The following is a 12979-nucleotide window of genomic DNA, read 5'->3' on the forward strand; positions in this document are numbered from 1 at the left end:
GCTCGTTGCGGGACTTAACCCAACATCTCACGACACGAGCTGACGACAGCCATGCACCACCTGTTTTTGTGTCCCCGAAGGGAGGAATCTATCTCTAGATCTTTCACTCAATGTCAAGCCCTGGTAAGGTTCTTCGCGTTGCGTCGAATTAAACCACATACTCCACCGCTTGTGCGGGCCCCCGTCAATTCCTTTGAGTTTCAACCTTGCGGCCGTACTCCCCAGGCGGGGTACTTATTGCGTTAACTCCGGCACAGAAGGGGTCGATACCCTCTACACCTAGTACCCATCGTTTACGGCCAGGACTACCGGGGTATCTAATCCCGTTCGCTCCCCTGGCTTTCGCGCCTCAGTGTCAGACACAGTCCAGAAAGTCGCCTTCGCCACTGGTGTTCCTCCCAATATCTACGCATTTCACCGCTACACTGGGAATTCCACTTTCCTCTCCTGCACTCAAGATTCCCAGTTTCCTGCGCCCATACGGTGTTGAGCACCGCACTTAGACACACGACTTAAGAATCCACCTACACGCCCTTTACGCCCAATAATTCCGGACAACGCTTGCCACCTACGTATTACCGCGGCTGCTGGCACGTAGTTAGCCGTGGCTTCCTCCTTTGGTACCGTCATTAGATTGCATTATTCACACAATCCACGTTCGTCCCAAACGACAGAGCTTTACAATCCGAAGACCTTCTTCACTCACGCGGCGTTGCTCCGTCAGACTTTCGTCCATTGCGGAAGATTCCCCACTGCTGCCTCCCGTAGGAGTCTGGGCCGTGTCTCAGTCCCAGTGTGGCCGTTCATCCTCTCAGACCGGCTACTGATCGTCGCCTTGGTGAGCCTTTACCTCACCAACTAGCTAATCAGACGCAGACCCATCTCTAAACGATAGCTTACATGTAGAGGCCATCTTTCTTAACTTAGCCATGCAGCCAAGTTACCACATTCGGTATTAGCACCACTTTCGCGGTGTTGTCCCCAGTTTAGAGGCAGGTTGTCTACGCGTTACTCACCCGTTCGCCACTAAGAGTTATTGCTAACTCTCCGTTCGACTTGCATGTGTTAGGCACGCCGCCAGCGTTCGTCCTGAGCCAGGATCAAACTCTCCATAAAAGTATTTCGTCCATATGCCTACGAGCTTTCTTACCGTTGCCATCTTGATAGTGTGAATGATTCACTTTATCAGACGCAACAGAAAAAAGTTCAAAGTCACACGTGACTACCTTATTTATGGAGCCTTTTGTGGCTCATAAAATTTAAAGAAATTATTTAAAGTGCTCATTGAGCACCGCACATCTGGCTTTTTATGATGCATTACTTACATTGTTCAGTTTTCAGGGAACGATGTCTCTCGGACATGCCGTTGCTTACGCTTGTCCGGGAGTGTTTTGCGCTGTTTTCAGCGCGATGACGTTTCTATATGTTATCACGGTTATTCTATCGTGTCAACATAATCTTGTTTGTTTTTTTCGCCGCACAACTACTAATTAACTGTCACTTGTAGTGAGGCAGCTTGTCTATATTAGCATGCTCATCCCCTTATGTCAATCTACTTAACCATAAATAATTATCCGATCACTAACCCGCTCTAAGACTCCGCTTCTGCAAGCGGGAGTTATACCCCTACGGGCACAGGCGAGCAGTTAAGCCCCTGGATAAGGACGACTTAACTTCAGATGGGGTTAAAACCCCACCTGAAGTTAAGTCTACTTTATCGTCAAAAAAATTCATCACCAGGATTGAGGTACATGGAATAATCGATAGGATGCAGTGGATATGACAGATTCATCGTTTGGGTTTGATCGTCCCAGGCAGCGGCCACATTGTATACTTTCCCTATAGTATCGCTGGTAACAAACGGCTGTCCCGCTATTACCATAACTGACGCCGGTCTGCCCTGCACAAACAATTGACCGGTATCAGCCTGCCATTTTACACGTTCACCTAATGCTTTGGCAAGCGTTAGGGCCGGAATGGCAAAGTGATTGCCGACACGCACAATGTCGCCTGATAAGAGTTGACCGTCAAAATTGGCTACCGGCAGCATTAACTCTAAACAATTTTCACTTTCATCCCAGATGCCGCGCCCGCCAACCAAGTCTGGCAAATGTTCGGCGTTAACGTACACGGTAGTACCGTGCTTAATGCCTGGTACAGTCTTATTTTGCCGGGTCAGAGTTTGTTGATCTTCATTCCAGTTCACGAAGGTGTTCAGACTCTCAGCCAGCGCCAGTACCGGCACTTGTTTTTGCCCTTCTCTGGAGACAATGCGTTCCGGTCGCAATACCCCATTTATTTTGAGATTATGAAATTGGGCAAAAACCACCTGTTTTTCGGGAATATCCCGAATTAATGCCCGCAAAAATGATTCATCCGCCAATCCGTCTAACCCGGCTTGCGCTAAAGCTTGTTTAACACTTGCCAGAGTTACCGGCTGCCGTCCATATATATCGGAGTAAATACCGATAGAGCCTCTGCCGCGCGCATCCACCCGCACCTTAATCCGCTCGTATTCTATGGAAACAGAAGTCTCACAGTCGACAAGCTCGAACAATTCTTCTACGTCCTCTTCCTGCATTCGCACACAACCATTGGAAACGGCCAAACCAATGGACCAGGGAGCATTGGTGCCGTGAATGCCATATAAAGGGGCAAAACCTATCCAACGATACCCCAGCGGATTATCCGGGCCTGACGGCACTATAAAATCTTTGCCGGGAGGATACCAGCAGGGATCAACTTCTTTCTCAATAATGGAGAATTCTCCGGTAGGTGTCGGCATGGAAGGCTTGCCTACGCCTACTGGATATTCCTTAACAAGTGTATTGTTTTTATATAGTTCCAACGTACGGCTCGGGATATTGATAATGATCTTTGATAAAGCTTCCTGCTCCATAGCCTGAGCATAACCGGGCAGAGCAAATAAAGCTAAACAAAAAATTACCCAAAGAACCCTTCTACACATGCGCATACCCATGCAGTCATCCCCTCATATGACAAATGCCTATGACAATAACATATATGAGAGGAATCCTGGCAGTATGCGTTAATTAGTTGTACAAGCCTAAAAAAATTGCGGGAGTACCCGCGTACTCCCGCCTAATTATACCTTTTGCGTTATCCCTAAAAGCCTAATTCTTCGCCGATAATAATGATCTCAACCTCGGTACCTAACGGCTTTTTGTGCATAATTGTTGTAACATTACAGATCCGGGTCGGCCCTTGACAGTCCATACATTGGCCGGTCGTGGTACATGGATTGGGAAGACCTATACGTTTGTTATTGATGGGAGCAGCATAGAGTTCAATCCGTTCCATCGCGGCATCGGTATTTGTTACAACCTTATTAATACCGGTGATAACAATGACTTTCTTGGGGCCAAAAATCATAGCAGCCGCACGGTTGCCAGAACCATCAACATTAACAAGTTCGCCTTGTAAGGTAAGGGCGTTAGTACCTGTCAAAAAAATATCGCAAGTCATTTGTTTACGCCGCAGCGCCATCGATTCTTCCTTGGACAAACCCGGCTTGTTGTGATTGAAGACCGTATTTCCCCGTTCTTCCAACAAGGTGTCAATTCCTACTTCTTTAATTGTCCATGAGCCGCCAATACCAACAGTGGCGTCAGCCGGAATGAGTGCCGCGAGTTTGTCCAAAGCTTCCTGCCTGGTGTTGACATAGCTAGCGATAAAGTTGTTCTTCTCCAGTGCTTTTACAAGTTTTTCCCCAATGGTTTGGTTGTGCCAGTTTGTAAATTCACTCATTGTACATCCCTCCATTTATTATGTGAGTTCAGGAAACCATGTGCATAGCGGCCAGATCAGCCATGTCTTCAGCCGTATACTGGTTGTACACGCTGTTTATATGTTTGGCATAAGATAGTCCGTTAAAACTGCCATTTGCCTGAATCGTTATCGCCGCATTCAGTGCATCGGCAAATGCGGGAGCCAGCGCCACTTTGCGTACAGCCCGGATAAGGCCGTCCTCAGCGTCAACCAAAGTAACTTTTAGTATATCTGCATCTGCCACTTCCACCGGATACGCGCGCAAGTCCCTTGGTACGGTATGCCAGGAGTAAGGTGCATCGTTCCAACTGCTTGTACCAAATTTGAAAAGCAAAAATATAATGGGGCCATCAATATATAAACCTAATTCGACACTGCCATATGCAATGCTTTCTACTTCCCGGGCAGCAATTCCTGCTTCAATAATCACAAGGCCATGACCATCTCTATCTAAACGATAAACAATTTTTTCTTCAAGCTTGTCCTGACCGTATTCATATAATTGACCAACCTGGCCTGTTTGCATCCATTCCACCACTTTCTTATACCGTTTTATTACTATATTATACCATCTAGATGGACTCCAACAAAATTATTATAAATACTTGTAATAATTACACCCATTTTTCCGGAAACTAGTAATAGGCGTTAGCATGTTACGTCAATACTCGTTCAGGAGGTATTTTATGCTGCAGCGCAAATCATTGGGTTGCGATAGTTGCATCGAAAGCAACTCCTGTGAATTTTCCTCAGAGTTTTGCCCGAAAGCTACACTTGAGCTTAGTCCTGACCAAGACTTGGAATCAGATCCCGCCTTTAAAAAGTACCGGGAATTTTATCAGCGCTTCTCCAATTAATAGTCACAGTCAGAGGAGGTCCTGCCGTGAAAACTACCATTAAGTATGCTCATGGTAAAGGATTCAGCAAAAACCTTTCCTCAGTTACAGTACTAGCCAGCCCGAGAACCAATGAGGAAATCCAGGAAAATATTCAAAAGGCCCATCCGCAAAGAATTCGCAACAGACAGTCTCCTCAATTCTTTTAATATGGGCATAAGAATCAGAGAATAATATGGAGACGACTTAACTGCTGCTAACCTAGAAATACGAGTCTTACCCGGCTTGGTTATAAGAAAAAGCCTTGGCTTGTGCCAAGGCTCTCAGGCCGGGCCGAATTGCTATGCCATCCAGGTGCGTCACGGCAGAAGCCTTAGTGGTTCCTATCAACAGAATGCAGTTATACATTCTGGCAGGCTCAAGAAAATGCTGTCCCGATAACCGGTTTATACGGAAAAATGTTTCTGCCGCACAGGGCTGCCACTTGGCAGCCTATTTTTTTTGCTGCTGCTATATCAATACCGCTAGATATTCCATATATTTCTTTCATAGCCGCTGCCACTTCTTCCAGTGCAGCATTACCTGCTCGCTCGCCAATACCGGCGGCCGTCACGCTGGCAAACACGACGCCGCTTTGCATGGCCGCCAGGGTATTTGCGGTTGCCAACCCCAAATCATTGTGCGCATGAAACTCAATCGGCAGTGGACAATATCTTGCAAGATACTTCATAATGCTGCTTGTACTAAAAGGATCGAGCCTCCCAATGGTGTCAGCATAACGGATGCGTACCGCTCCCAGCCGGGCACTATATTCAGCAAGCTCCAGGAATTGTTTCGGAGTAGCTCTGGAAGCATCTTCGGCGCCCACTGATATGTAGCAGCCATGACTCTGGGCAAAAAGTACCGCTTCTTTTAGCTGCTGATATACCCATTCCCGGCTTTTCTTCAATTTCTGGTAAATGTGCAGATCAGATACAGGTACAGAAATATGCAAAAACTCAAATCCACAAGCCAGCGAAGCCTCAATATCCCCGCGACAGGCACGGTTCCAGGCAAACACAATAGCCTTTAGGCGGGCGTTAACAATCAGCCGCAGTGCTTCGACTTCCTCCCGCCCCATAGCCGGAGTGCCTGCCTCAATCCAAGTTACGCCAGCTTGAGCCAGCGCCGTGGCAATGGCCAGCTTTTCCTGGGCCGTAAATGCAATTCCGGCAGCCTGCTCACCATCCCGCAGGGTTGTATCAACAATAACTGCCTGTTTAAGTTCTTGCATAGTTTTGCTCCTTTAAGCTTGACCGGTACAATTGCAGTAACTCAGTATCCGTAATGGCTGCTTTCTTTTTGACAGCCAATGTGCGCACACGGTCAAGCAGGTGTTTGCATTCAACATCCTCCAGCCCAATCCCCCAGGCGGAAAATTTTGTTTTTATAGCAATACTGCCGGAATGTTTGCCAATAATCAACTGACGCTTCAGTCCCACTAACTCCGGGGAAAAAGGCTCGTACAGTTCCGGGGACTTAATAACTCCGTCAACATGCAGCCCAGACTCATGGGCAAAAATAGACTGCCCAATAATAGCTTTGCTCTCAGGTACGCTAAGTTCCAGTACCGCAGCCGCTTGCCGGCAGATACCGGCCATGTCTTGCGGCAATTCATAGTCAAAACCGAGCAGTTGCCTGACTGCGAAAACTACTTCCTCCCAAGGGGCATAACCGCCAATACCGGCTACTGCTGTCGTAATGTGAGTGATACCAGCTTTTACGGCGGCCAAACTATTGGCGGTTGCCAAACCAAAGGCATTGCCTAAGCAGACCTCTACCGGACAGTTCACCTTACGGATAATAATAACCAGCTGTTCAAAGGCAGACAATGGGTCGCCCTTTGCTTTTCTGTCATCATAAATAATACTGGCAACATCATAGCCATTAACCTGTTCAGCAATAGCTGCCAGTTCCGGCGCGCTCAACACAGCTATGTCTTCCAGTTGAAGTGAGCTTTGCAAACAACGCCTGTCAGCATCACGCATAGCAGACGCAAGCAATAAATTAAACCGGTCTTGCCGGGCTGCATTACAAACTAAAGCCACCCCTTTCATACCAAGCTGTTCGGCCAGTCCCAGTTCGGGCTCAGCTAAGCTGGTTCTGCCCCGTAAGTGAAGATACTTTTGCACTCCCTTCAAGTCCGGACAGTACCGTCTCCATCCGTCAAGGCAGATGTCGGCCTGTCTAATGCCTAATCCGGCCAGCAGACGTGCCAGTTCTTCCAATTGTCTGTCACTGCACTGCCAGTGAATAGCTGTGTTCAGCGTCTGATCATGCCAAGTTAACCGCCTCATATCCTCACCCGCAAATTTGCTTTTTTATTATCAGTTTAATACCCTCAGCCAACCGCTCAACCTTACAGTCAAACCGTCCACACGCACACTCGGCTTCCAACCAGGGCGGAATATGACTGCAAACAACCTCAACACAATAAAAGTTCCCGTTTAACAGCGGCTGTAATACTTGCTTGGATGTCAAACCACTGCCGCTTTGTTGAATTTCCTTTAAAGATACCTGGTAGCACCCGGGTTCTGTCTCCATGCTGGCAGGGATTACCGTTTGAAGCGTTGCAGGCTGGCGTACAGTAAACTCTTCCTGAACCAGAATATATTCCAGGAAACTACTTGGCCGTCCGGCAAACTCCCAGATACTAAATCCTGCTTGTTCCAGCTCCTTGTACAAAAGGCCGGATACCGTCCGGGCAACAAACACCCGGCAATTCCCCAAAGCCTCAAGCATAGCGGCTAACTGCCGCCGCACCTCCGGCATACCAAGGGAACATTCCAGGGAAAAAAGAATCTCACGCACAGGCTTCCATTTTCCTTGTTGCCGCTGGTATACAATCACTCTTCCCGGTTCCGCCAAAGCAGCAGTACTGCCATTATCGCCAACAAACACTGCGATTTCCCGCACCACATCCCCCTCCTTTCGCCTAGTGCTGCAGCACTAACCAACAGCAGCTCTTAATGCAAGCTGTTCTACCGTATATAAAAGTCCGCTTTCAACGGTATAACAATACTCTACCGACATAATCCCCCGCTTCAGCAAACGCTTTTGTACCGGATAGCCAATGCGCATGGTCAACACCGCCTGGCAGTCAGCCAATGCTGCCAGAATCCCATCCCGCCGTTGATCTTCGGTAACGCACTCGGCAGTGCCGCCACAGTATTTTTCCAACCGGCGCGTCTCCACTAATTCATATCGTCTGCCACTAACATGGTAAATCTGAAACTCTTCCGCCTGCCCAAAATGCAGATCAACCAGCTTGCCAAATTTACTTGTAACGGCAACCTTGCAATATCCGGTAAACGGGACTGGCTTATGTTCAACCGGCTCAGTCTCTCTTAGGCGACGCCTAAATTCCGAAGAACGGTCTTGGCCTAAGAGACCAATGGCATCCGCCCTGCACTGACGGCAGTGAGTCATCTGTTTTACTTCACCGGCACAGACTGACCTGACAGCGGCGACCTCGTTCATACTGGTTTGCGGTAAACCGGAAAATACGCTGCCAGGTGCCGGAATAAACGGCATGATATTTGTCATGCATGCGCCCAGCTCCTTGACTCGTTTTACTACCTCAGGTATATGCCAGTCATTAACTATCTTCATCATGACAATATTTACCTTGACACTTACACCATGACCGGCCAAATACATAATGCCTTCCTGCTGATTATGTATCAGGATTTTAGAGCCTTCCACCCCCATATAGCGTTTGCCCTCGTAATTGATAGTGCCATAGATTTGTGCTCCCACGACCGGATCAATACAGTTAACAGTAACGGTGACATGGCGTACACCGAGTTTAATAAGTTCCGGAGCGTATTCAGGCAGTAATAGCCCATTTGTTGACAGACACACAAGAATTTCGGGATTTTCCTGCTTAATCAGTTCAATCGTCTTGCGGGTTTCCTCCCAGTTGGCCAAAGCATCGCCCGGACCGGCAATCCCGATAACACTAAGGTTAGGGATTGCCGCTTTCACCTGTTCAAATTTTTCTCTGGCTTCCTGGGGAGACAGTATTTCACTGGTTACGCCCGGACGGCTTTCATTAACACAATCGAACTTGCGGCTGCAGTAGTTGCAGCTAATGTTGCACCGGGGGGCCACCGGCAAATGCATACGGGCATATTGATGCTGAGCTTGAGCGGAAAAACAAGGATGTTTATCGGTAAGCACGCTCGACATAGAGCGGCCACCCCCTTTCCTCCTGTTAAACTTGAGACTGCTTATAATACTTAGAGAACATAGTTTTACGATAATCCTGGTACTTTGCTGCCAGCAGTGTATTGGTAATCCGGTCTAATACAAGCGTTGTACCGGTATACCCTATAGATAACAGACGCTGGCCGCCTACCCGGTCGTGAATAGGAAAACCCAGCCGCACCAGCGGGATATCGTCCCGTTCGGTAAGAAACCGGCCATCAGAATGACCGATGGCGATATTGACAGCACCGGCCTTAGCCTGTTCTCTGACTAAATTAAAATCAGGATCTGACAGCACTACAGTTTCGTTGGTCATTTCGTTTAGCGGCAGCAGCTTTGCCAGCTTTCCGCCTTTGTCCCCGGTGACCACGATTGGACAAATACCATTTTCCAGACACGTTTGGGTCAGCGCATAGACCAGTTCCGGATCTCCGAAAATTGCGCTGCGTCCGGAAAAATTATACTTGTGCGAATCAATCATGGCATCAATAAGCCGTCCCCGTTCATCAGCCAATACCGGCGGCCGTCTGCGGCCACTAATGGTCTCAAGCACAGCCATAAAAGCATCGGTGTTTTCCATACCAATCGGAATAGGTATCGAATACAACGGTACACCAAAGGTGTCTTGCAGGTATTGGCCTGGCGAAACATCCTTCTCTATCGTCACTGCAAATTCAATGGTAGCCGGCGCTCCACCCATGCGGCAAAGCGCGCCGATTGGCGTCCCCCCTGCCGGCAGCTTACTGTAGGAAGGCAGATAAGGCCGGTCAAGCGTCTCCGAGATGTCCGGGCACAGAGTATACTCAAACTCCATTACAGCTAGCAGACGTTTGAGCTCCCGGATATCTGCCGGGCTGATGTTGGGTACAATAATATTTATTTTGTTATGCCGCTCAGCCCCGGTGGCCAAAGTTTCAACCAGGCGCCGCACGGTTAGCCAGTAGCCGTCACTATGACTGCCGCCATATCCAGGTGTATTAGCGGCAACAATAGGCAGTGACAACCGGTGTTCCTGCCGGTAATCATTTACAATTCTGATAATGTCTTCCCCGATGGTCTCAGCCAAACAAGTAGTAATAACTCCGATCAATCCGGGCTGATACACGCGGATAATATTATCCAGTCCCTGCCGCAGATTGGCTTCCCCGCCATATACTGTTCCTTTTTCGTTAAGCGAGGAAGAGCCGACATCAACAGGTTCATTGAAATGTTCGGCAATATGCCGCCGCATATAAGTACTGCAGCCTTGCGAGCCGTGTACCATAACCATAGCGCCTTCAATGCCTTTAAGCGCCAGAATCCCGCCCATCGGCATACACATGTGGCAAGGATTTTCCATCTCAGACACCTCCTTTCTGCACAGTATATTTCCATACCGGCGAACACACCGTTGAATACACTTCCCGGGCAAAATTTATAGCACCGTCATAGCCGCTCAAGGGATGTTTGCGGTCATGATTGTGGTCAATAAAGGCCAGCCCCAGTTTGTATGCCAGCGGTCTCTCCTTGACGCCGCCAACCAAGAGGTGCGCGCCCTGACCGGTCATAAACCGCTCCAATTCTGCCGGATTGGCATCATCTAAGATAACCGTTCCATCGGTGACCAGCTCATGAATGGTATCATATTCTTCCTGCCGCCCGGTCTGAGTACCCACCATAACTACCTCAATGCCAATCTCCCTAAACTGCTTAATGAGCGAGATGGCCTTAAAGCCACCGCCGACATAGACGGCTGCTTTTTTGCCTGCAAGTTTTTCCCGGTATTGCTTGATAACCGGCATTACCCGGTCTGTTTCCTGACGAATGAGCACCTCGGCTTTGGCCCTGACCTCACCACCACCCATAGCATCAGCAATACTGCGCAGCGATCGGGCGGTGTCCTCTACCCCCAAAAAGGAGACCTGACGATAAGGGATGCCATACAGTTCCTGCAGCTTGCCTGCCAGGTAGTTCATAGACCCGGCACACTGCACGATATTGAGCGATACCCTGGCCGCTTGTTTGATAGTAGCGCTGGTAGAATCACCGGTAAATACAGCATTAACTTTTATCCCCATCCGGGCCAGATAGTCTTTGATAATCCAGGCCTCACCGGCCAGATTAAAATCGCCCAAATAATTGATAGCAAAGCTGGCGGCCGCGTCGTGCCGGTCAACCGGATCAATGATTTTCAGCAAGGCCTCACATGCTGCCCGGTAACCGGCTGATTTGTTGCCGATAAAGCCGCTTGATTCTACTGGAATAACTTCTATATTATGACGGTCGGCCGCCGCCTTGCACACGGCCGCTAAATCATCACCAATAACACCGACAATACAGGTAGAATACACAAATACCAGCTTGGCCCGGTATTTGGCCACAAGGTCATCAATCGTTCCGGCCAGTTTCTTTTCCCCGCCAAAGATAATATCCTGTTCGCGTAAGTCGGTGGAAAAACTGTTACGATACAGTTCGGAGCCACTGGAAAGGCTGCCGCGAATATCCCAGGTGTAGCTGGCACAGCCTACCGGCCCATGTACCAGGTGAATCGCATCTGTCACCGGATTGAGGACCACTCTGGCACCACAATACACACAAGCCCGCTGACTGATGCAACCGGCAATGCTGTCAGCGTCACATTTCAAGGTATTTTTACGCCGGCCTTTGGTGGCAATAAAATCTTCTCGTTCATTGATAGCTGCAGCTGTCTCGTTCATTCGCTCCACCCCCAGTTCTCTTACATGACTAATTCAAAATCTTCGTCAGACGCATCACGATCAGCCCGGTCTAACAGCGCCCCGCTGATACTCTCGATCAATCGCATGGCTCCCCGGTACCCAACAATCGGTAAATAGGAATGAACACTGCGGTCAAGCACCGGGAACCCAACCCGCACTAAGGGGATGTCTTCAGCCCGGGCAATATATTTACCATATGTGTTGCCAATGATCAGATCTACCGGCTCATTTTTAATCCACTGGTGGAAGGTAAACAGGTCGCCGCCTGCTTTGACATTGGCCTTAATGCCTGCCGTTGACACCATTTCGTTAATATCTTCCTCAAAACTTCCCATGCCTGAGCCAATAGCCCCACCAGGTGTGCCTGTCAGTATATGAACAGGCTTCATACCCAGGCTAAGAACAAATTCCGTTAAGCCGGTAACAATATCGGGGTCACCAAATATAGCTACTTGTTTGCCATGAAAGTGAAAATGCGTGTCTGTCATAATATCGACCAGTTGACCCCGCTCTTCTTCCAGCTCGACAGGAATCTCCTGAGAAAAGGCCCGGCGCAAAGCCATAAGCATGGCATCGGTGGCCTTTATCCCAATGGGCGTCTTTAACACGGTGGCCGGAACCTGACATTTTTTCGCAAGCAGTTCAGCCGCATCGCTGGCAGCAAAACGGCCGAACGCCAGTGTCAGTTTGGAGTTACCACTGTCTTTGATTTGATCAACGGTAGCCCCACCATTGGGATACATGGAGAACTTACCTGTTAAAGGGGAATCCAGAACCCCCGAAGTATCGGGAAACATAATGAAGGTAATGCCCATAGCCTTTACTATCCGTTTAATTTCCCGCATGTCGCCGGGATTGACAAAACCGGGAATAATATTGACCTGTTCCTTCTTTACCGTCAAAGCGGCCTCTGCCAGATAACTGACCATCCCCTTAGTCATATTGGAAAATCCGGTAATATGCGACCCCTGATAACTGGGGGTATTGGCATGGATAACCAACTTACCTTCAGGAATTTCAGCAGATTTGATAATGCTCGGAATATCATCGCCAATAGTTTCCGTCAAGCAAGTGGTATGAATGGCCATGACCTCCGGATTATAGATAGAAAAAACATTTTTGATGGCTGTTTTTAAGTTAGCACCGCCGCCAAAAACCGAAGCTCCTTCGGTAAAGCTCGAAGTCGATGCCATCGCCGGTTCCCGGAAATGCCGGGATAAGTGCATCCGGTGGAAAGAGCAGCAGCCTTGCGAGCCGTGGCTGTGAGGCAGGCAGCTATGAATCCCCAGGGCTGCATACATAGCCCCGATTGGCTGACAGGTTTTCGCCGGGTTTATGATGCCGCCGCTACTACGCTCTTTTTGTTCTTTTGGTGTACAGTCCAGCATA

The 12979-nt window shown here is 48.7% G+C and carries 12 protein-coding genes and 1 rRNA gene (1 of these 13 only partly in view); 2 read left to right on the forward strand and 11 right to left on the reverse strand.

Translation table 11 applies throughout. From position 1 onward, the window contains the following. The 4 genes from SPSPH_RS20495 to SPSPH_RS20510 all read right to left on the reverse strand — a co-directional run. Window positions 1-1116 (reverse strand): 16S ribosomal RNA (locus SPSPH_RS20495); it reaches 439 nt to the left of the window's first position. Between the two features lie 604 nt (window positions 1117-1720). After that, entirely contained in the window at window positions 1721-2980 is a 1260-nt protein-coding gene (locus SPSPH_RS20500) for a L,D-transpeptidase (RefSeq protein ID WP_083945546.1), read from the reverse strand. 146 nt (window positions 2981-3126) lie between these two features. Continuing rightward, complete coding sequence (locus SPSPH_RS20505; protein ID WP_075756068.1) at window positions 3127-3768, reverse strand: lactate utilization protein; 642 nt, start codon at window positions 3766-3768, stop codon at window positions 3127-3129. A gap of 28 nt (window positions 3769-3796) precedes the next feature. Beyond that, a complete protein-coding gene (locus SPSPH_RS20510) occupies window positions 3797-4315 on the reverse strand; it encodes a hypothetical protein (RefSeq protein WP_075756069.1) in 519 nt (172 codons plus the stop codon). A gap of 160 nt (window positions 4316-4475) precedes the next feature. On the opposite strand from SPSPH_RS20510, the gene SPSPH_RS20515 reads away from it, so the two are divergent. Continuing rightward, a complete protein-coding gene (locus SPSPH_RS20515) occupies window positions 4476-4646 on the forward strand; it encodes a hypothetical protein (protein ID WP_158027064.1) in 171 nt (56 codons plus the stop codon). 26 nt (window positions 4647-4672) lie between these two features. Beyond that, on the forward strand, window positions 4673-4834 hold the full coding sequence (locus SPSPH_RS20520; protein ID WP_158027065.1) for a hypothetical protein: 162 nt from the start codon (window positions 4673-4675) through the stop codon (window positions 4832-4834). A gap of 209 nt (window positions 4835-5043) precedes the next feature. Here the strand turns inward: SPSPH_RS20520 and SPSPH_RS20525 are convergent, their stop codons facing one another. The 7 genes from SPSPH_RS20525 to nifK are packed head-to-tail and all read right to left on the reverse strand — an operon-like array spanning window position 5044 to window position 12978. Continuing rightward, window positions 5044-5898 carry a homocitrate synthase gene (locus tag SPSPH_RS20525; RefSeq protein WP_075756070.1) on the reverse strand — a complete coding sequence of 285 codons (855 nt, stop codon included), beginning with the start codon at window positions 5896-5898 and terminating at the stop codon, window positions 5044-5046. Continuing rightward, window positions 5885-6961 (reverse strand): homocitrate synthase/isopropylmalate synthase family protein, encoded by a 1077-nt coding sequence (locus SPSPH_RS20530; protein ID WP_075756071.1) that lies wholly within the window; start codon window positions 6959-6961, stop codon window positions 5885-5887. Before SPSPH_RS20530 ends, SPSPH_RS20525 begins: the two co-directional genes overlap by 14 nt. 4 nt (window positions 6962-6965) lie before the next feature. Next, entirely contained in the window at window positions 6966-7580 is a 615-nt protein-coding gene (locus SPSPH_RS20535) for a Fe-only nitrogenase accessory AnfO family protein (RefSeq protein WP_158027066.1), read from the reverse strand. Window positions 7581-7613: 33 nt separating this feature from the next. Continuing rightward, window positions 7614-8855: a nitrogenase cofactor biosynthesis protein NifB gene (gene nifB, locus SPSPH_RS20540; protein WP_075756073.1), complete on the reverse strand. Its 1242-nt coding sequence runs from the start codon at window positions 8853-8855 to the stop codon at window positions 7614-7616. A gap of 25 nt (window positions 8856-8880) precedes the next feature. After that, the gene (locus tag SPSPH_RS20545; RefSeq protein ID WP_075756074.1) at window positions 8881-10212 is read right to left on the reverse strand and encodes a nitrogenase component 1; all 1332 of its coding nucleotides are present in this window, start codon (window positions 10210-10212) and stop codon (window positions 8881-8883) included. 1 nt (window position 10213) lies between these two features. Next, the gene (gene nifE / locus SPSPH_RS20550) at window positions 10214-11569 is read right to left on the reverse strand and encodes a nitrogenase iron-molybdenum cofactor biosynthesis protein NifE (RefSeq protein ID WP_075756075.1); all 1356 of its coding nucleotides are present in this window, start codon (window positions 11567-11569) and stop codon (window positions 10214-10216) included. A 20-nt stretch (window positions 11570-11589) separates the two neighbouring features. Next, complete coding sequence (gene nifK, locus SPSPH_RS20555) at window positions 11590-12978, reverse strand: nitrogenase molybdenum-iron protein subunit beta (protein ID WP_075756076.1); 1389 nt, start codon at window positions 12976-12978, stop codon at window positions 11590-11592. Between the last annotated feature and the right edge of the window lies 1 nt (window position 12979).

The organism is Sporomusa sphaeroides DSM 2875 (genome assembly GCF_001941975.2).
Lineage (GTDB): Bacteria > Bacillota > Negativicutes > Sporomusales > Sporomusaceae > Sporomusa > Sporomusa sphaeroides.

Bases quoted from the DNA above. Each gene is read 5' to 3' on its own strand.
- SPSPH_RS20500 (WP_083945546.1), bottom strand. From the start codon at position 2,980: ATGGGTATGCGCATGTGTAGAAGGGTTCTTTGGGTAATTTTTTGTTTA.
- SPSPH_RS20545 (WP_075756074.1), bottom strand. From the start codon at position 10,212: ATGGAAAATCCTTGCCACATGTGTATGCCGATGGGCGGGATTCTGGCG.
- SPSPH_RS20525 (WP_075756070.1), bottom strand. From the start codon at position 5,898: ATGCAAGAACTTAAACAGGCAGTTATTGTTGATACAACCCTGCGGGAT.
- SPSPH_RS20510 (WP_075756069.1), bottom strand. From the start codon at position 4,315: ATGCAAACAGGCCAGGTTGGTCAATTATATGAATACGGTCAGGACAAG.
- nifK (WP_075756076.1), bottom strand. From the start codon at position 12,978: ATGCTGGACTGTACACCAAAAGAACAAAAAGAGCGTAGTAGCGGCGGC.
- SPSPH_RS20505 (WP_075756068.1), bottom strand. From the start codon at position 3,768: ATGAGTGAATTTACAAACTGGCACAACCAAACCATTGGGGAAAAACTT.
- SPSPH_RS20515 (WP_158027064.1), top strand. From the start codon at position 4,476: ATGCTGCAGCGCAAATCATTGGGTTGCGATAGTTGCATCGAAAGCAAC.
- SPSPH_RS20530 (WP_075756071.1), bottom strand. From the start codon at position 6,961: ATGAGGCGGTTAACTTGGCATGATCAGACGCTGAACACAGCTATTCAC.
- nifB (WP_075756073.1), bottom strand. From the start codon at position 8,855: ATGTCGAGCGTGCTTACCGATAAACATCCTTGTTTTTCCGCTCAAGCT.
- nifE (WP_075756075.1), bottom strand. From the start codon at position 11,569: ATGAACGAGACAGCTGCAGCTATCAATGAACGAGAAGATTTTATTGCC.